The organism is Streptomyces dioscori (assembly GCF_003024195.1).
Taxonomy (GTDB): Bacteria; Actinomycetota; Actinomycetes; order Streptomycetales; family Streptomycetaceae; genus Streptomyces; species Streptomyces dioscori.
The window spans coordinates 206,081-223,908 of the sequence record NZ_KZ679051.1; the positions used below are offsets into that span (position 1 = coordinate 206,081).

The following is a 17,828-nucleotide window of genomic DNA, read 5'->3' on the forward strand; positions in this document are numbered from 1 at the left end:
CCTCCTCATACTTCGATCTTGCCGAGGCGGCGGATCACGAAGAAGCCGATCGTGTAGAGGCCCATGGCGATCAGGACCAGGGTCTGGCCCAGTGGGGAGCCGGTCACCTTGGCCAGGGCGCCCTCGTTCGAGGAGTTGACGAGGAGGAGGGAGCCGAGGCCGAGGAGGGGCACGGTGAAGGCCGTCGCGTTGACCTCGGAGAGCATCGTGCGGACCTCGCGGCGGGTCTCCTTGCGGTCCTCCAGGGTCTTGGTGAGGTTCCGCAGGGAGTTGACGACCGTGCCGCCCGCCTTGTTGGACAGGACGAGGGTGGTGACTAGGACGACGAGTTCGCGGGACGGGAGGCGTTCGGCCAGTTCACCGAGCGCGTCGTCGACCGAGCGGCCCATGGTCAGCTGGTCCGCGACCCGGGCCAGCTCCTCCCCCGCCGGGGCCTCCAGTTCCTCCGCCGCCATCGCCAGGGCCGTGCGCAGGGCGAGGCCCGCCGCCGCCGCGTTGGCCAGCAGGCGGGCCACGTCCGGAAGCTGGTTGATGAAGGCCTCGATGCGCTTCTGGCGCTGCCAGTTGAGGAAGATCGCGGCGCTCCACACGCCCACCACGCCCGCGATGGGGCCGAAGAACGGGGCCAGGGCCGCCGCCGCGATCAGCCAGAGCGCGACGACCACGACGGCCACGTACGTGAAGAACTCGCCCGCCGTCAGGTCGAGTCCCGTCGCCGACAGGCGCAGCTGGATCGTGCGGCCCAGGCGGGTGCGGCGCAGCCGGCGGTCGACGGCGGCGAAGCGGCGGGCGCGGCCGGCGGCGGTGCGCAGGGGGCCGCCGCCGGAGAGGCGGTCGACGAGTGCCTGGCGCTGGGCGCGGCCGGACGCGTACGTGTGCACGCCCGCGACGGCCAGCGTGCCGCACAGCATGGTGGCGCCGAGGGCGAGGGGGACCGCCTGGCTCACGGCTCGCTCCTCTCGGTCGGGACTGCGACGGCTGCGGCGACAGCGGCGACAGCGGCGACAGCCCCGACTGCGACGGCTGCGGCTGCGGCTGCGGCAACAGCCCCGAATGCTGCGACCGCGGCGACCGCGGCGGATTCAAGAGTTCCGGTGGGTGTCATCCGATGGCCTGCCGGGTGGTGAGGACGTCGATCGCCTCCGCCACCCCGAAGGCGGGCGGCAGCGGCTCGTTGGCGACGTACAGCTTCTCCGCGACCGAGCGGGGCAGCGGGAGGTGTTCGAAGTGGCCGTGGACGACCCGGTCGGGGCCGGTGGGGCGCGGGACGAACCGGGTGACGGGCACGATGCGGAACTGTTCGCGGCCGTGCGAGACCAGCAGCGCGATCTCAGTGACCTTGCGGGAGCCGTCCGCGTGCCGGGTGAGCTGGACGACGACGTCGACCGCCGAGTTGATCTGGTCCTTGAGCGCCTCGAACGGGATCTGCACCTCGGACATCGAGCCCAGTGTCTGGAGGCGCATCAGGGCGTCCTCCGCGGAGTTCGAGTGGACGGTCGCGAGGGAGCCGTCGTGGCCCGTCGACATGGCCTGGAGCATGTCCAGGGTCTCACCGCCGCGGACCTCACCGACGATGATGCGGTCGGGGCGCATGCGCAGGGAGTTGCGGACCAGGTCGCGGATGGTGATCTGGCCCTTGCCCTCCACGTTCGGGGGGCGGGATTCGAGGCGGATCACATGCTCCTGCTGGAGCTGCAGTTCCGCGGAGTCCTCGATGGTGATGATGCGCTCGTGGGACGGGACGAGTCCGGAGAGCGCGTTCAGGAGCGTGGTCTTTCCCGAGCCCGTACCGCCGCTGACGATGACGTTGAAGCGGGCGCGGACGAACGCGGCCAGCAGCATCAGCATCTGCTCGTCGAGCGAGCCGAGGCCGATGAGTTCGGGGAGCGTGTACGCGCGCGGGAAGCGGCGGATCGTGAGGGTGGGCCCGGTGAGGGCGAGCGGCGGGATGATGACGTTGACGCGCTCCCCGGTGGGGAGGCGGGCGTCGACCATCGGGTTCGACTCGTCCACGCGGCGGTTGACCGTGGAGACGATGCGCTCGATGGTCTGCATCAGCTGCTCGTTCGACGCGAAGCGCAGCGGGAGCTGCTCCACGCGTCCGGCGCGCTCCACGAAGATGGAGTCGGGGCCGTTGACCATGATCTCGGTGATCGACGCGTCGGCGAGGAGGGGTTCCAGGACGCCGAGGCCGAGCGCCTCGTCGACGACCCTGCGGATCAGCTGGGAGCGCTCGGTGGTCGACAGGACCGGGCCCTCGCGGCTGATGATGTGCCCGAGGACGCGCTCCAGGCGTATGCGCCGTTCAGCGGCCGCGAGGCTCGACATCTCCGCGAGGTCGATCTCCTCCAGCAGCTTGGCACGGTAGACGGCGACGAGATGTCCGTCCTCGCGACCGGCTCCGCCCTCTTCGGGGGCGGCGATACGGGCTCGCAGGCTCATGTCTTCAACTCCTCTCGGTCAAGCGGTCAAGCGGTCTAGCGGTCTAGCGGTCTAACGGTCGAGCGGCTGTACGGTCCTGCGGTCTTTCAGCCGTACGGTCTGTCGGTCGTACGGTCAGTCGGTCGTGCGGTGGGTCTGTCGTGCGGTGGATCGGTCGCGCAGTCAGTCGTCGGTGGGCATCGTGGCCTCGCGTTGCACGGTCACGCTCGGCAGGAGGGGGATGACGGCGGGGACCTGGAGCGTGACCGTCGCGGTGGTGACGTCCGCGCCCTCGGCGGCCGACACGTTCGGGCTGAGCCAGCCGCTCACCGCCGCCGTCCCCGCCGCTCCCCCGTCGTCGCCCTGCGAGGCGGCCCGTGCGGCGGCCCGCGCCGCCGAACCGGCCTGGTTGATGCCGTAGCCGATCAGGCCGAGCTGGATGGCGGCCATCCCGACGAGCAGCAGGATCGGCAGGAAACCGGCGAACTCCAGCATGGACACGCCCCGGTCGTCCCGGTCCCGTAACCGCCGTCGCAGGCGTCGCGCGAGACGCTTCATCAGTCGTCCCCCTCCAGTGCGGCGCCGGCCGTTCCCTCGACCGGCCAGCCCACGTCGAAGCCCGGGAAGAACAGGGGCACCTGAGCGGTGACCGTGGCCTTCATGACCGGGCCTTCGATGCCGCAGTCGATCCCGGCGCCGTCCCAGGCACCCGGCAGGTGCTTCCCTCCGGCGGCGCTGCAGGCACCGCCGACATCCCCGTCGATCGCGTACGCGGCGGTCGCCGCCCGTGCCGCCTCGTCCGCCGCGTTCCCGGCGAGGGAGTACGTGTAGCCGTACAGCGCGCACTGCCACAGGATCGTCATCACGACCAGCAGGATCGGGAACATGCCGGCGAATTCGAGGGTGACCGCGCCCCGGTCGCCGCCCTTGCGGCGCAGGGAGAGGGAGCCCCTGTCCTTGTCCGAGGAGATCTTGCGGCGCCGGCCGCCGCCGCCCGCGGGCTGTTCGGCCATCAGGCCCAGCTCGCCCGCCAGCGCCCACAGGGCCTGCTTGACCGTCGAGCGGGCGTCCAGGTCCTGCATCCGGCCCGCGTCGACGACGGACTGGAGTTCCTTGAACGCGGCGGGGACCGTGGTGCGGACGACCTTGGTGCCGGTGACGCGTTCGACCAGGGACGGCTGTATCTCCGTACCGCGGGCGAAGCGGTTGACGACCGTGCGGGTCTCCTCCGCCTTGCGGATCTGGAGGCGGTCCCACATGCGGACCATCCGTTTGGCGGCGCGGACGGCCACCACGTCGGGGGTGACCAGGAGCAGGGCCTGGTCGGCGAGTTCGACGGCGGCGGCGTTCGCGGCGTTCAGCTGGGCGCCGCAGTCGACGACGACGAGGTCGTAGCGGGAGCGCAGGGCGCCCAGGACCTGCCGGGCGACGCGGTCGGTGATCTCCTCGCCGCGTTCGCCCTCGGCGGGGGCCAGGAGCAGACCGAGGCCGGTGTCGTGGGCGTAGACGGCGTCCTGGAGCACGCGCGGGTTGATGTCGCTGATCGCGGCGAGGTCGGCGATGGTGCGGCGGAACTGCACGTCCAGGTACGAGGCGACGTCGCCGGACTGGAGGTCCAGGTCGAGCAGGGCGACCGAGCGGCCCGAGGCCTGGGCGGCCAGGGCTAGCTGGACGGCGGTGACGGTCGCGCCGACGCCGCCCTTCGCGCCGGTCACCGTGACGATCGAGCCGCCGGGGCCCGTGTACAGCTCGGGGGTGGCGCTGCCCAGGTGGCGGCGCATGCCGGTGGACCAGGCGGCGGCGGCCTGGACGCGTTCGGCGAGGGCGTCGTAGCCGAGCGGCAGGCCGACGATGCCGCGCGCGCCGGAGTCCATGGCGGCGGTCAGGACGCCGGTGCTGGTGTCGGCGGTGATGAGGACGACGCCGACGGCCGGGAAGCGCATGACCAGGTCGCGGATGACGTCGAGGGCGGGGACCGGGCCGATCCGCTCGTGGACCAGGACGACCTCGGGCAGTTCGTCGAGGGATTCGGCGGCCAGCCGGGCCAGGGTGTCCAGCAGGGCCGTGGTGTCGGGCACCGGCGGGGCGGGTTCGGCGTCGGCGAGCTGGCTCAGGAGGGTGCTGAGGGCGCGGGCCGAGTCGATGTCGCCGACGGCGGGCAGGATGCGGATGGTCATCGGCACGCCCTCGCGTGTGACGGCCTCGGGGGGACTGGGAGCACAGGCTGTGAGCGCATCATGGCCTCCTACTTGTCCTCGTCGAGGGTGTACGAGCGGTCGCCGGGGGCGACGGTGGCGTCGGCGCCGCCCGCGATCAGGGCGAGGCGGACGTGTTCGGCGAACGACTCGGCGTACGCGACGCGCTGGGCGTCGGCGGTGTCGAGGGCGAACGTGATGGGGACGGCCTCGGTGGCGGTGCGGCGGCGGTCGTTGCTGGACTGGCCGGGTTCGAGCGCCGTCAGTTTGCCGACGTCGATGACGCGGGCGTTCTGCACGATGACCTTCGACTGGTCCTTGCCGTTGTCGCTCTCGTCCTTGAACGTGGCGTAGATGTTGACCCGCGAGCCCGGGTTGATCTTGCCCGCCACGCCGGTCGCCGCGTCGATCAGGATCGCGATCTCCTGCTGGCCGGCCTGCAGGGAGGGCCGGTCGACGATCATGTCCGTCTGGAGCAGCGAGCCCTTCTTCAGCTGCGTGACGGCGATCTTGCCGCGGACCTGGGAGAGGCGGGTGACGGCGGTGGACGACAGCCACCGCTCGGGCATCGAGACCTTCTCGAACTGGTCGGCCGACAGCGCCTTGTAGGGCGCGATGTCGTCCTTCAGGCGGTACGCCGCGACCTCGGGGCCGACCTTCGAGTTCACGTCGCGGATCACCGAGAGCACTCCGGCGAAGGCGCCCACGGCGCACAGGACCGAGAGGACCAGCAGGATGACGCCGCGGCGCTGGCGCGAGTTCACTACATCTCACCTCGTGGGGACAATGCCGAGTTCAAGGGGTATTCACCGGTAACAGAGGGTGCTGCAAGGTATTCACCGTTATTCAGGTATGCACCGTTATTCAGGTGTACGTGCCTGACGTGCGGGGCTCACATGGCCCCTCGGGGCAGGGCGCGTACCGAAGAGGCTGCCCGCGCGAGCGCCGTCGGAAGCTCGTTCGACGAGGGTGGCGGCAGCGGCGCCGCACAGAAACCGCAGCGGTCCCCGATGAGTTCGAGACCGCACCAGTGGCATTCCTCGCGCCGTACGGACGAGACCAGTTGGTAGAGCACGGAGACGTCGTAGAGGCCCGCGGCGAACTCGGCGACCTTGCCGGTGCCCCACCAGCGGGCCGACTCGGCGGGCAGCGGCACGGTCGCGACGCCCTGGACGTGCCAGGCGGGGGCGAGCGTCCCGGTGAGCCAGTCGGCGGGCAGCTGCCCGGCCGCGACGAGCATCCGCGTCCCGAACTCGGGCCCGGTCAGCTCCTCCTGCCCGACGCGCACGAGCTGGGGTCGCGGCGTGGCCAGTACGGCGAACTGGGCGCCCGGCACCCAAGACTTGGCGTGGGACTTGAGGGAGACCGGGATGCGGTCGAGTCTGGCGACCGAGTTCAGCAGGGCGCCCGAGTAGATGTAGTGGGCGAGCAGCCGCGCGGAGGAGGCGAGCACTCCGGGGCTGAAGTCGCAGACGGAGAGCTGGCGCAGCTGCTGGGCGAGCAGGGCGAGGCCGAGCGGTGGCAGGTCGAGGGCGAGCAGGGCGATGCGGTCGGTCTCCAGGACGGAGCGCACCGCGTGCAGCCGCCGGATCACCCCGGCCGGCGCGGAGGACGGATAGAGCGCGATCACATAGCCGTGCTGCTCGATGAGGGCGTACATGGCCGTGAGGGAGGCTTCGAGGCCGTCGAGGGGCTGAACGGCGGCGGGCGGGGTCTGCCGGTCGTGCGGCGGGAGCACCAGATCGGAACTGGTGACGGCTATCGCGGTCGGCACGCTGCACACCACCCCGTTCACTGGGACGGGGTGGTCAACCGCGTCCCAGATCGCCCCTGTATCGCCCGAATATTGTCGTGAACAACGCCATCAATCCCTCACGGACGGACACAACTTGCCACTGTGGCGTCCTTCCGCAACTGCACCTTATCCACGGCGTGCGCCGCTCAACACCGGAAACTTGAGATCAATTCACGCAACGTGCGACATGATCCACACAGAGTGATCCGCATATGCCTCAACTCTGCGGCGCGACAGGCGTGTTGGCCTCGCCAAAGGTCTTGACAACCTGATTGGTCTGGACCAGTTTGGAGAGGCGACGGTGGCCACCGTGTCAGGGCCTGTGCAACAGGCTCTTGTCCCCTCCCGCACCCCCACTCCCCCACCGGAGGCCCCAGTGGACCGCGTATCAGGCATGCCCAGACGCAGACGGACCTGGGCCGGCGCCCTCGCCGCCGTACTCGCCGCGTCCGCCCTCTCCCTCGCCGGTGCCGGCCAGGCCTCGGCCGCGGACGTCAACAACACCAAGAACGCCGGCTACGAGTCGGGGCTGTCCAACTGGACCTGCTCGGCGGCCAGCGGCGCCACCGTCTCCTCCCCCGTGCACGGGGGCGCCGCCGCCCTGAAGGCCACCCCGGCCGGGCAGGACAACGCCCGCTGCAGCCAGACCGTGGCCGTGAAGCCCAACTCCAGCTACACGCTGAGCGCCTGGGTGCAGGGCGGGTACGCGTACCTCGGCGCGAGCGGCACGGGGACGACGGACGTGTCGACCTGGACGCCTGACTCCTCGTCCTGGAAGCAGCTGACGACGTCCTTCACGACGGGCGCCAACACCACGTCCGTGACGGTCTACACCCACGGCTGGTACGGACAGGCCGCCTACTTCGCCGACGACGTGTCCGTGTTCGGACCCGACGGGGGCGGCGGCACGGGCGACCCCGACCCGGTGGTCCCCGCGACCCCCGCCGGCCTGAACGTGGCCTCCACGACCTCCTCCTCCGTCTCCCTGGCCTGGAACCCGGTGTCGGGAGCGAGCGGCTACAGCGTCTACCGCAGCGGTACGAAGGTCGCGGCGGTGACCGGCACCTCGGCCACCGTCACCGGGCTGGCCGCCTCCACCTCCTACTCCTTCCAGGTCACCGCGACGAACACGGCCGGTGAGTCGGCGAAGTCGACCGCGGTCACCGGGACCACCAAGGCGTCCTCGGGCGGCGGGGGCAACCTGCCCAAGCACGCGGTGACCGGCTACTGGCAGAACTTCAACAACGGCGCGGCCGTCCAGAAGATCTCCGACGTCCCGTCCCAGTACGACATCATCGCGGTGTCCTTCGCGGACGCCACCTCCACGCCGGGCTCCGTGACCTTCAACCTCGACTCGGCCGGGCTCGGCGGCTACACCGTCGACCAGTTCAAGGCCGACGTCCAGGCCAAGAAGGCCGCGGGCAAGAAGGTGATCATCTCGATCGGCGGCGAGCGCGGCACGGTCGCGGTGAACGACGCCGCCTCGGCGACGAACTTCGCGAACTCCGTCTACTCACTGATGCAGACGTACGGGTTCGACGGCGTCGACATCGACCTGGAGAACGGGCTCAACGCCACGTACATGACGCAGGCGCTGCGGTCCCTGTCCTCGAAGGCCGGCTCCTCACTGATCATCACGATGGCACCGCAGACCATCGACATGCAGTCCACGTCGAACACGTACTTCCAGACGGCCCTGAACATCAAGGACATCCTCACGGTCGTCAACATGCAGTACTACAACAGCGGTTCGATGCTCGGCTGCGACGGCAAGGTGTACTCGCAGGGCTCGGTGGACTTCCTGACCGCCCTCGCCTGCATCCAGCTGGAGGGTGGCCTCGCCCCGTCCCAGGTCGGCCTCGGCGTCCCGGCGTCGACACGCGGCGCGGGCAGCGGCTACGTCTCCCCGACCATCGTGAACAACGCCCTGGACTGCCTGGCCAAGGGCACGAACTGCGGTTCCTTCAAGCCGTCCAGGACCTACCCGGACCTGCGCGGCGCGATGACCTGGTCCACGAACTGGGACGCCACGGCGGGCAACGCGTGGTCGAACGCGGTGGGGCCGCACGTGCACGCGCTGCCGTAGCGCGGACACGCTGCCTTGGCGGCGAAGCTTTCACTTTTTCGGCGCCGCACCGGTGTTGTACGCACCGGTGCGGCGCCGCGTCGTGTTCCGGCTGCGGAACTAGAAGAAGTCCGCCCACGGCTGGTCCCAGATCTGCTTCACGCACAGGACCACGAAGAGCAGGCCCGCGATCGTCAGCATGGCGTTGCTCAGGAGTCCGTTGCGCCACTCGGGGGGTGTTCGGTCGGAGTTGAGGAGCCAGACCAGGGTGAGGGCCAGGAAGGGCAGGAAGGCCGCGCCCAGGACTCCGTACAGGATGATCAGGCGGAAGGGCTGGCCCTCGAAGAGCAGGACCATGGGCGGGAAGGTCAGCCAGAGGAGGTACGCGCGGAACGGCCAGGACTTCTCGTGGGCGCCGGATGCGACCTCCTCGCCGGAGGCGGGGGTGGGGGCGGGGGCCTCCGGGGTGGGGTTCTGCGGGTTGGTGCGCTGCGCGGCGGACGCGGCCCTGTCCTTGCGGAAGCGTTCCACGAAGTCCGCGAACATCAGGCTCACGCCGTGCCAGACGCCGATCAGTGAGGTGAACGACGTGGCGAAGAAGCCGATCAGGAAGAACTTGGCGGTCGCCGTGCCGTACTCGTCCTCCAGGATGTCCCCGAGCTGGATCAGGCCCTTGTCGCCGCTCGCGATCGCGACGTTGGAGGAGTGCAGGATCTCCGCCCCCACGAACAGCATGGCGATGACGAAGATGCCCGTCGTGATGTAGGCGACCCGGTTGTCGAGCCGCATCACCTTCATCCAGCCGGTGTTCGTCCAGCCCTTCGCGTTGACCCAGTAGCCGTACGCGGCGAGCGTGATCGTGCCGCCGACGCCGCCGATCAGGCCGAGCGTGTTGAGGATCGAGTCCTTCTCGTCGGGGAGCACCGGGAGCAGGCCCGCGAACGCCTTGCCCAGGTTCGGGGTGACGCGGATCGCCAGGTACACCGTGACGACGAACATGACGCCGACCAGGACCGTCATGACCTTCTCGAAGACCGCGTACTTGTTGAACCAGACGAAGACCAGACCCACCAGGCCGGTCAGGATCGCCCACCACTTGAGGTCCATGACGTCCGGGAACAGCGCCTGCAGAGGCAGGCCCGACGAGGACATGGCCGCCGCCCCGTAGACGAAGCCCCAGATCACGACGTACGCGACGAAGAACCATGACGTCCAGCGGCCGAGGCTCGCCCAGCCGTCGAAGAGGGTCCGGCCGGTGGACAGGTGCCAGCGGCCCGCCGCCTCGGCGAGGGAGATCTTGACGAGGCAGCCGATTACGGCCGCCCACAGGAGGGTGTAGCCGAAGTTCGAGCCCGCGATCAGCGTGGCGACGAGGTCGCCCGCGCCCACGCCGGTCGCGGCGACCACGATGCCGGGGCCGATGTACTTCCAACTGGATTTACGAGGGGACGGGGCGCCGCCGTCACCGGCCTTGCCGCCCGAGTCCCTGGTGTCCGCGTGTCCCGAGGTGTCCGCCATGCCGATCAAGAAAGCGTAAAGAGATCCGCGGCACAAGAGGGCGTGCGCCGATCCCCACCTGATGTGCACAGCGTGAACTGCCTGTTCGAGGGGTGGTCGAGCGGCGGGACCGGTTCGATTTCGGCCTGATTCCGGTGTCGGGTTCCGGGCTGAGCTTGACCCGGACATGCCATGGCTCCACGATGAGCGCCACACCGCACAGCCATCCCCCGCTCCAATCCCCACATTTCCGGTGATCCCGGATTCCATGGAGAAAACAGGAGGATCAATGCGTTTTCGTGACAGACGTGGGCGGCGTTCCGCTGCTCTCGCCACGCTCCTCGCGCTGGCTCTCGCGGCGCCCGTCGCCGCCATGACCGACGCGGGAGCCGCCCCCGGCAGGGCTCCCGCCTCCGACACGGACGAGATCCGCCAGTACGAGATCCATGTGCACGGCAGCACCTCCGCCGTCCGTACGGCGATCGCTCGGACCGGCGTCTCCATCGACGAGGCCGACGAAGAGACGGTCGTCGTCTCGGGGCGCGCGGCCCAGGCCAAGGAACTGCGGCGGCTGGGGTACGAGATCTCGTCCCTCGGCGCCGCGCCCGACCGGTCCAGCGCCGCCGACGTCGGCGTTCTCGACTTCCCCTCCGCCGACTCGCGCTATCACAACTACGCCGAGATGAACACGGAGATCAACCAGCGGCTGTCCGCTTACCCGGGCATCATGAGCAAGCGCGTGATCGGGAAGTCGTACCAGGGCCGGGACATCATCGCCATCAAGATCAGCGACAACGTCGCGACCGACGAGGCCGAGCCCGAGGTGCTGTTCACCCACCACCAGCACGCGCGCGAGCACCTCACCGTGGAGATGGCGCTGTACCTGCTGCGGGAGCTGGGCGCGGGGTACGGGTCGGACTCCCGCGTCACCAACATGGTGAACAACCGGGAGATCTGGATCGTGCCGGATCTGAACCCGGACGGCGGCGAGTACGACATCGCCACCGGGGCGTACCGGTCCTGGCGGAAGAATCGGCAGCCGAACAGCGGTAGTTCGGCGGTCGGGACCGACTTGAACCGCAACTGGAACTACCGGTGGGGGTGCTGTGGCGGGTCCTCCGGGTCCACCTCGTCCGAGACCTACCGGGGCCCCTCGGCCGAGTCCGCGCCCGAGGTGAAGGTCGTCGCCGACTTCGTCCGCAGCCGGGTCGTCGGCGGCACCCAGCAGATCAAGGCGGGCGTGGACTTCCACACGTACAGCGAGCTGGTGCTGTGGCCCTTCGGGTACACCACCGCGGACACCGCTACCGGGATGACGGCGGACGACCGCAACGCGTTCGCCGCGGTCGGGCAGAAGATGGCCGCCAGCAACGGGTACACGCCGGAGCAGTCGAGCGACCTGTACATCACCGACGGGTCGATCGACGACTATCTGTGGGGCAGTCAGAAGATCTTCGGCTACACCTTCGAGATGTATCCGTCGTCCAGTGGCGGGGGCGGGTTCTATCCGCCCGACGAGGTCATCGAGCGGGAGACCTCGCGGAACCGGGACGCGGTGCTGCAGCTGCTGGAGAACGCCGACTGCATGTACCGGTCCATCGGTAAGGAGGCGCAGTACTGCGCCTGACCTTCGGTGGGCTGCGGTGAGGAGGGGTTCTGGGGAACTGCGGGTTTGTTGTGGCTGGGCTCGCAGTTCCCCGCGCCCCTTAAGAGGCGCTCTCCTGAGCCTCTTCCGCTTCCTCGAAGTAGGCGTCCAGGACCTTGTCCAGGTCCGCCTCGAACTCCGCGAAGTCCGAGCGTGACTTCGCCTCGATCTCCAGCGGGTACCAGCGGCGGTCGGGGGTGTGCACCGTGATGGTGAAACGCTTCCCGAACCGCGGGGACTCCGTCTCCACCGCGCCGATCTCGTCCCAGCGGAACTCGGCCTCCTGGTCGTCCAGGGTCAGCCGTACGCCCTTGTGGTCCGCGACGATCTTCGCTCGGCGGTCCGATGCCTCGAAGACCGGGGCGCCTTCGGGGGCTGGGGGGTCCTCGGGGGTCGGGGGGGCCTCGGGCTCGTCCGGTTCGGCGGGCTCGTGCTTGTTGGAGGGTTCCTGTTCCTCCTTTGTCGCCGCGTCGGACGCCGCCTCGGAAGAGACGGCGTCCGACGGCTCCGGCTTCGCGGGCTCGGCGGGGCGCGGGCCCGTGATGCCGGGCACGGCCGCCGGGTCGACCGCGGCACCTTGCAGGGGCTGGATGTTGGGTCCTATGCGCTGCTCCACAGCGGGCAGTATGGTCGACGATCCTGTGTCAGGAACAGTCGGACTCCGGTTCGTCCCGCTACATCGTTATATGAAGACGCTCAGTGCCGCCGCCATCACGAAGCCCGCCACCGACAGCACCGTCTCCAGGACCGTCCATGACTTGAGGGTGTCTCGTTCGGAGATGCCGAAATACTTGGCGACGATCCAGAAGCCGCCGTCGTTGACGTGCGAGGCGAAGATCGAGCCGGCCGAGATCGCCATGATGACCAGTGCCAGGTGCGCCTGGGACAGGTCCTGGCCCTCCACCAGCGGGACCACAATGCCCGCCGTGGTGACGATGGCCACCGTTGCCGAGCCCTGGGCCACGCGCAGGACGACCGAGATCAGGTAGGCCAGCACGATGACCGGCAGGCCCACGTCGTTGAACGTGTCCGCGAGTGCGTCCGCGATGCCCGAGCCCTTGAGTACGGCGCCGAAGACACCGCCCGCGCCCACCACCAGCAGGATGTTGCCCACCGGCTTCAGGGATGACGTGGAGACCGTCTCCAGGGACTTGCGGGACCAGCCTCGCCTGATGCCCAGCAGGTAGTACGCCATCAGCAGCGCGATCGTCAGCGCGACGAAGGGGTGGCCGAAGAACTCGATGACCGAGCGGAAGGTCGACGGGTCCAGCGCGATCGAGGAGAACGTCGCGGCCAGGATCAGCAGCAGGGGGGTGCCGATGATCAGGAAGACCGTGGGGAGGGGGACCGGTTCTTCCGCGTAGTCGTCGGGGGGCGTGGTGGTGGCGACGGTTCCTGCTTCGCCTGCGGCTGCGTTGTCGGGCCCTCCTGTGGAGCGGGCTGCCGCTCGGCGGGCCGCTCGCTCTTCGGCCACCGCCGCCTTCGCCTCGTCCGCCGCTTCCAGCATGTCCTGCGGTACGGGGACGAAGAGGCGCTTGCCGATCCAGGCCGCGTACGCCCAAGCCGCGAGTACGGCCGGGATGCCCACGACGATGCCCATCAGGATGACCCAGCCGAGGTCCACCTTGAACAGGCCCGCGGCGGCCACCGGGCCGGGGTGCGGCGGCAGGAACGCGTGCGTCATCGACAGGCCCGCGAGCAGGGGCATGCAGTAGAGCAGAATCGACTTGCCCGAGCGCTTGGCTGCCGCGTAGACGATCGGCGCCAGGACGAAGATGCCCACGTCGAAGAAGACCGGGATGCCGAAGATCAGGCCGGTGAGGCCCATGGCCAGGGGGGCGCGCTTCTCACCGAAGAGGTTCAGCAGGCGGGTGGAGAGTGCCTCCGCTCCGCCCGACACCTCCAGGATCGCGCCCAGCATCGTGCCCAGGCCGATGATGATCGCCACGTGGCCGAGGATGCCGCCCATGCCCGACTCGATCATCGAGACGGACGTCGATTTCTGGACCGTGCCGAAGAGTTCCGTGACGGAGAGGCCTGCGGAGAGGCCCACCGCTATGGAGACCGCCAGCAGGGCTACGAACGGCTGGAGTCTGACCTTGATGATCAGGACCAGCAGAAGAACGATGCCCAGGGCCGCGACGGTCAGGAGTCCTGCCGTGCCGTCCAGGAGGAGGAGCAGGCCTCCCGTGTGGGGTGGGATTTCTGGGGCTGTTGGGGCTGCTGCGAGGAGTGGGGTCATGGGGAGGGCCTCTTTTTTTGGGCAGGGGGTATCGCCGTATGTCGTGCGGGATTTGTGGGGGGGAGTTTTTTCCGCTCAGGCGGTCAGGACCGCCAGGGCGTCGATCTCGATCAGGAGGCCGGCCGGCAGGCCCACGTAGACCGTGGTGCGGGCCGCGGGGGGTGCGGTGAGGTTTTGGTCCTGGAAGTACGCGTTGTAGATCTCGTTCATCTCTGCGAAGTGGTCCACGTCCGTGAGGTAGACGCGGATCATCATCGCGTCGTCCCAGGAGGCGCCGCCCTCTTCGAGAATGGCCTTGACGTTGGCGAGCGTCTGGAGCGTCTGCTCGCGCAGGGTCGGGCCCGCGGGGGTCGGCGGCTGGCCCTCCACCGCGGGCAGGAAGCCGACCTGGCCCGCGACCTGGAGGATGTTGCCCTTCCTGACGCCGTGCGAGAACTTGGCGGGCGGGGTGGTGTGGGTCTTGGGGGTCAGGGCGGTCTTGTCGGTCATGTGTTTGGTTCCTTTGTCGGGGTCTTGCCTGAGTACTCGGCGCTGATGGCCTCCGCTGTGCGGCGGACCAGGGGGAGCAGGGTGAGGAGTTCGTCCGCCGTGACCACTACGTTCGGGGCCGAGACGGACATGGCTGCCACTACGCGTCCGTCGGTGCCCCGGATGGGGGCCGCCACGCAGTTGATGGACTCCTCGTGGCCTCCGAGGTCGGTGGCCCAGCCCTGTTCCTTGACCTTGTCCAGCTCCCGCAGGAAGGCGGAGGCGCTGGGGGTCGAACGGGGCGTGTACATGGGGTAGTCGAGCTTCTCCGTGAAGGCTCGGCGCTCGGGGTCGGGGAGGTCTGCGAGGAGGAGCTTGGCGACCGCTGCGACGGTGATGGCTACCGGTTTGCCGATGCGGGAGTACATGCGGACCGGGTAGCGGCTGTCGACCTTGTCGATGTAGAGGACTTCGCCGTCCTCGTGTACCGCCAGGTGGACTGTGTGGCCGATATTTTCGTTGAGGCGTACCAGGTGGGGGTGGGCGATCTCGCGGACGTCCAGGTTCTCCACGGCTTCCTGGGCCAGTGCGAAGAGGCGGGCGCCGAGGCGGTAGCGCTGGTCGGACTGGCGGTAGACCAGGCCGTGTTCGTGGAGGGTGCGCAGGAGCCTGAGGGCTGTGGACTTGTGGACGTCCAGGCGGTCGGCGACCTGTCCTAGGTCGGCGGGGCCCTCGGCGAGCAGCGGCAGGATGCTCAGCGCTCGGTCGACTGTCTGGCTCATGGGGTCGGTACCTCCTCCTGGGCCCGGTCTGCGGTGTTCGTCCAGCCGGGGGCGAGTCGAAGTCTCCCCCACTCGGTGTCGTCCAGGGCGGCCAGGCGGTCGGCGTCGGCGCGGGAGGGGGGTGTGGCCAGGTCGCCGGGGGTGGTGAGGGCTGCTGCGGCCATGAGGTGGCCGTGGCGGAGGCGGTGTTTTGCGGGGAGGCCGCGGAGGGTCGCGGAGAGGAAGCCTGCTGCGAAGGCGTCGCCTGCTCCCACTGTGGCTACTACGTCGACCTTGAGGGCGTCGGCCTCCGTCACTGTGTCGCCCTCGCGTGGAGTGTGGGGCGGGGGCGTACCGGGGGGTGTCCGTCCTCGGTCCGGTGCGGAACAGGGGGCTTTGGAGGGGAGCGCGGTTGACGCACCGGCGCCTGCGGGCGAACACCCCCCGGTACGCCCCCTCGCGTCCGTGGGCGGGTGCGGGTGGGGGTGGGGGGAGGGGGTCGACTCGAAGAGCGTGGCGCCTTGGCTGCCGTTCTTGATCACCAGGAGTTGAGGTTCCGGGAGTGCCTCTCGGATGGCTGTGGGGCCTCCTGTGATGCCCCAGGCCTCCTCTGCCTCGTCCTCGCCCACGAAGACCAGGTCCGCGCCTCGGGCCAGGGCGAGGAGGGTGTCGCCCGCCGTGGTGGCGTCCGGCCAGAGCCCCTCCCGGTAGTTCACGTCGAAGGAGATCAGTGGGCGGGGGGTGGGGTCACTCGGGCGGGGGGTTGGGGCGCTTGGGCGAGGGGCCGTGAGGGTTTGCAGGAGAGTGCGGCACGTGGTGGAGAGGGCCGCCGTGATGCCGGAGAGGTGGAGGATGTCCGCCGACCGGAGGGCCTTGAGGTCGACCGTGGTGGGGGACATCGCTGAGGCTGCGGAGCCTGTGCGGTAGTACGCCACCTCGTGGGCGTCGGTTGATCTGTCGCCGGCCGTGCGGAAGTAGATGCCTGTGGGGCGGGTGGTGTCGCGTTGTACGGCGGAGGTGTCCACGCCGTAGGACGCGATCGTCTCCAGGAGGTGGTCGCCGAAGCCGTCCGCGCCGACTCTGCTGACCCACTTGGTGGTGTGGCCGGCTGCTGCCAGGACGCACGCCACATTGGATTCCGCGCCGCCGATCGCGCGCTCGAAGGTCGGTACGTCGGCGAGGCGGCCTGGGCGGGAGGGCAGGAACGTGACCATGGACTCGCCGAGGGTGACGACCTCCGCCGCGGCCGGAGGGCGCTGGGTGTCGTCGCGTTCGGGCGGTCCGTTGCGGGTCACGGTGGTGGGGGCTCCTGTCTCTGCCGTGGGTCTGGGCGGCTCCGTTGACCCGGCGTTGGCCGAGATGTTAGACAGCAGTAAGCGTGACACGCAATGGCCATTGCGGAGGATGCAATGGCCTCTATGAAGGAGGCTCGCGCTATGGCCGCCGACTCCGTCTCTGCTCGTGGCAGGGAACGTCTTGCCTCGCTCGCCGATGAGCCTGTCGACCATCGGTTCAAAGGTCTTCCGCCCGACGCCGAGGGGCTGACCGTCGGCGAGCTGGCTCTTGAGCGCCGCAATCTGTTCAGCGGTGGGTTCACCACGCCGTTGCTCGCCCTCTCCGCCGAGCGGCTTGAGCACAACCTGCGGCTCATGGAGACGTACGCGGAGCGGCACGGTCTTGTTTTTGCTCCGCACGGCAAGACGTCCATGGCTCCTCAGCTTTTTTGGCGGCAGATCGAGCATGGGGCCTGGGGCATCACGCTTGCCGTGCCTCATCAGGTGCGGGTGGCTCGTGCCTTCGGTGTCCAGCGGGTCTTTCTGGCCAATGAGTTGGTCGATGCTGCTGCGCTTGGTTGGATTGCCAGTCAGTTGGCCGACGATCCCTCGTTTCGGTTCGTCTGTTACGTCGACTCCGTGCGGGGGGTCGAGTTGATGGACGCCGCGCTGCGTGGGGTCTCCTCCTCGCGGCCCGTGGACGTCGTCGTCGAGCTCGCGGCGGGTGAGGGTGCCCGGACCGGAGTGCGGACCGAGGCCGAGTGCGCGGTCGTCGCCGACGCCGTGGCCGGGGTGGAGACACTTCGGCTCGTCGGGGTCGCGGGGTACGAGGGTGAGGTGCCGGACGCCGATCCCGAGCGGGTACGGGCCTGGCTGCGGCGGCTCACCGGCCTGGTCGTGGACTTCGACAAGGCGGGGCGGTTCGCGGGGGCGGGGCTCGACGAGATCGTGGTGAGTGCGGGGGGCAGTGCCTGGTTCGATGCTGTCGCTGATGTCTTTGGTGAGTTGCCTGAGCTGTCGCTGCCTGCGCTGAAGTTGCTGCGGTCGGGTGCCTATGTCTCGCACGACGACGGGCACTACCGGGAAGTGACGCCCTTCGTGCGGGTTCCCGAGGAGGGCGCTCTGCAGCCTGCCTTCCGGCTGTGGGCGCAGGTCGTCTCCCGGCCCTCGGCCGAGCAGGCCTTCGCCAACGCCGGTAAGCGCGACGCCGCATACGACCTGGACCTGCCCGTCGTGCAGGTCGTGCGGGGGGAGGGTGGGGAGCGGGCCGCGGAGGGTATCGATGTCACCTCCCTGTCCGACCAGCACGCCTGGATCCGGACCGCCGAGGGCGCTTCGCTGGAGGTCGGTGACTGGGTGGGGATGGGGCTCTCGCATCCCTGCACCTCGTTCGACAAGTGGCAGCTGATTCCTGTGGTGGAGCAGGACGGCACCGTCGTCGACTACGTCCGCACCTACTTCTAGG

General features: G+C 69.4%; 15 protein-coding genes. 3 read left to right on the forward strand and 12 right to left on the reverse strand.

Going from position 1 to position 17,828, the window contains the following annotated elements; translation table 11 throughout:
- Positions 1 to 5 precede the first annotated feature (5 nt).
- The 6 genes from C6Y14_RS31525 to C6Y14_RS31550 form a co-directional block, all read right to left on the reverse strand.
- Positions 6 to 911 (reverse strand): type II secretion system F family protein, encoded by a 906-nt coding sequence (locus tag C6Y14_RS31525; RefSeq protein WP_107020390.1) that lies wholly within the window; start codon positions 909 to 911, stop codon positions 6 to 8.
- Positions 912 to 1,101: 190 nt separating this feature from the next.
- Positions 1,102 to 2,442, reverse strand: coding sequence for a CpaF family protein (locus tag C6Y14_RS31530; protein ID WP_107020276.1), 1,341 nt, complete (start codon positions 2,440 to 2,442; stop codon positions 1,102 to 1,104).
- Positions 2,443 to 2,604: 162 nt separating this feature from the next.
- A complete protein-coding gene (locus C6Y14_RS31535) occupies positions 2,605 to 2,979 on the reverse strand; it encodes a TadE/TadG family type IV pilus assembly protein (RefSeq protein ID WP_225891370.1) in 375 nt (124 codons plus the stop codon).
- Positions 2,979 to 4,598 carry an AAA family ATPase gene (locus tag C6Y14_RS31540; protein WP_107020277.1) on the reverse strand — a complete coding sequence of 540 codons (1,620 nt, stop codon included), beginning with the start codon at positions 4,596 to 4,598 and terminating at the stop codon, positions 2,979 to 2,981. Before C6Y14_RS31540 ends, C6Y14_RS31535 begins: the two co-directional genes overlap by 1 nt.
- Before the next feature lie 68 nt (positions 4,599 to 4,666).
- A complete protein-coding gene (cpaB, locus tag C6Y14_RS31545) occupies positions 4,667 to 5,380 on the reverse strand; it encodes a Flp pilus assembly protein CpaB (RefSeq protein WP_107020278.1) in 714 nt (237 codons plus the stop codon).
- A gap of 128 nt (positions 5,381 to 5,508) precedes the next feature.
- The gene (locus C6Y14_RS31550) at positions 5,509 to 6,390 is read right to left on the reverse strand and encodes a hypothetical protein (protein WP_225891371.1); all 882 of its coding nucleotides are present in this window, start codon (positions 6,388 to 6,390) and stop codon (positions 5,509 to 5,511) included.
- A 415-nt stretch (positions 6,391 to 6,805) separates the two neighbouring features.
- Here C6Y14_RS31550 and C6Y14_RS31555 point away from each other — a divergent pair, with 415 nt between their 5' ends.
- Positions 6,806 to 8,497 (forward strand): chitinase, encoded by a 1,692-nt coding sequence (locus C6Y14_RS31555; protein ID WP_199854932.1) that lies wholly within the window; start codon positions 6,806 to 6,808, stop codon positions 8,495 to 8,497.
- A gap of 99 nt (positions 8,498 to 8,596) precedes the next feature.
- Here the strand turns inward: C6Y14_RS31555 and C6Y14_RS31560 are convergent, their stop codons facing one another.
- Entirely contained in the window at positions 8,597 to 9,994 is a 1,398-nt protein-coding gene (locus tag C6Y14_RS31560) for an Nramp family divalent metal transporter (RefSeq protein WP_107020281.1), read from the reverse strand.
- A 268-nt stretch (positions 9,995 to 10,262) separates the two neighbouring features.
- Between C6Y14_RS31560 and C6Y14_RS31565 the strand changes: the two genes are divergently transcribed.
- A complete protein-coding gene (locus C6Y14_RS31565; RefSeq protein ID WP_107020282.1) occupies positions 10,263 to 11,600 on the forward strand; it encodes a M14 family metallopeptidase in 1,338 nt (445 codons plus the stop codon).
- Positions 11,601 to 11,679: 79 nt separating this feature from the next.
- Here C6Y14_RS31565 and C6Y14_RS31570 read toward each other — a convergent pair whose 3' ends face one another.
- The 5 genes from C6Y14_RS31570 to C6Y14_RS31590 all read right to left on the reverse strand — a co-directional run bounded on the left by C6Y14_RS31570 (position 11,680) and on the right by C6Y14_RS31590 (position 16,303).
- Positions 11,680 to 12,234 carry a hypothetical protein gene (locus tag C6Y14_RS31570; protein WP_107020283.1) on the reverse strand — a complete coding sequence of 185 codons (555 nt, stop codon included), beginning with the start codon at positions 12,232 to 12,234 and terminating at the stop codon, positions 11,680 to 11,682.
- Positions 12,235 to 12,300: 66 nt separating this feature from the next.
- Complete coding sequence (locus C6Y14_RS31575; protein WP_107020284.1) at positions 12,301 to 13,860, reverse strand: GntP family permease; 1,560 nt, start codon at positions 13,858 to 13,860, stop codon at positions 12,301 to 12,303.
- Between the two features lie 75 nt (positions 13,861 to 13,935).
- Positions 13,936 to 14,349, reverse strand: a complete 414-nt coding sequence (locus C6Y14_RS31580; RefSeq protein WP_107020285.1) for a RidA family protein — start codon at positions 14,347 to 14,349, stop codon at positions 13,936 to 13,938.
- Positions 14,346 to 15,110, reverse strand: a complete 765-nt coding sequence (locus tag C6Y14_RS31585) for an IclR family transcriptional regulator (RefSeq protein WP_107020286.1) — start codon at positions 15,108 to 15,110, stop codon at positions 14,346 to 14,348. The genes C6Y14_RS31580 and C6Y14_RS31585 overlap by 4 nt, the downstream gene beginning before the upstream one ends.
- Positions 15,107 to 16,303: a sugar kinase gene (locus tag C6Y14_RS31590; RefSeq protein ID WP_107020392.1), complete on the reverse strand. Its 1,197-nt coding sequence runs from the start codon at positions 16,301 to 16,303 to the stop codon at positions 15,107 to 15,109. Before C6Y14_RS31590 ends, C6Y14_RS31585 begins: the two co-directional genes overlap by 4 nt.
- 222 nt (positions 16,304 to 16,525) lie before the next feature.
- Between C6Y14_RS31590 and C6Y14_RS31595 the strand changes: the two genes are divergently transcribed.
- A complete protein-coding gene (locus tag C6Y14_RS31595) occupies positions 16,526 to 17,827 on the forward strand; it encodes an amino acid deaminase (protein WP_107020287.1) in 1,302 nt (433 codons plus the stop codon).
- Position 17,828: the final 1 nt, after the last annotated feature.

What these genes read in the sequence shown, in the direction of transcription:
- C6Y14_RS31580 (WP_107020285.1), bottom strand. Translation starts at nt 14,349, where the DNA reads ATGACCGACAAGACCGCCCTGACCCCCAAGACCCACACCACCCCGCCC.
- C6Y14_RS31535 (WP_225891370.1), bottom strand. Translation starts at nt 2,979, where the DNA reads ATGAAGCGTCTCGCGCGACGCCTGCGACGGCGGTTACGGGACCGGGAC.
- C6Y14_RS31565 (WP_107020282.1), top strand. Translation starts at nt 10,263, where the DNA reads ATGCGTTTTCGTGACAGACGTGGGCGGCGTTCCGCTGCTCTCGCCACG.
- C6Y14_RS31560 (WP_107020281.1), bottom strand. Translation starts at nt 9,994, where the DNA reads ATGGCGGACACCTCGGGACACGCGGACACCAGGGACTCGGGCGGCAAG.
- C6Y14_RS31540 (WP_107020277.1), bottom strand. Translation starts at nt 4,598, where the DNA reads ATGACCATCCGCATCCTGCCCGCCGTCGGCGACATCGACTCGGCCCGC.
- C6Y14_RS31585 (WP_107020286.1), bottom strand. Translation starts at nt 15,110, where the DNA reads ATGAGCCAGACAGTCGACCGAGCGCTGAGCATCCTGCCGCTGCTCGCC.
- C6Y14_RS31525 (WP_107020390.1), bottom strand. Translation starts at nt 911, where the DNA reads ATGCTGTGCGGCACGCTGGCCGTCGCGGGCGTGCACACGTACGCGTCC.
- C6Y14_RS31595 (WP_107020287.1), top strand. Translation starts at nt 16,526, where the DNA reads ATGGCCGCCGACTCCGTCTCTGCTCGTGGCAGGGAACGTCTTGCCTCG.
- C6Y14_RS31590 (WP_107020392.1), bottom strand. Translation starts at nt 16,303, where the DNA reads ATGGTCACGTTCCTGCCCTCCCGCCCAGGCCGCCTCGCCGACGTACCG.
- C6Y14_RS31530 (WP_107020276.1), bottom strand. Translation starts at nt 2,442, where the DNA reads ATGAGCCTGCGAGCCCGTATCGCCGCCCCCGAAGAGGGCGGAGCCGGT.
- C6Y14_RS31575 (WP_107020284.1), bottom strand. Translation starts at nt 13,860, where the DNA reads ATGACCCCACTCCTCGCAGCAGCCCCAACAGCCCCAGAAATCCCACCC.
- C6Y14_RS31555 (WP_199854932.1), top strand. Translation starts at nt 6,806, where the DNA reads ATGCCCAGACGCAGACGGACCTGGGCCGGCGCCCTCGCCGCCGTACTC.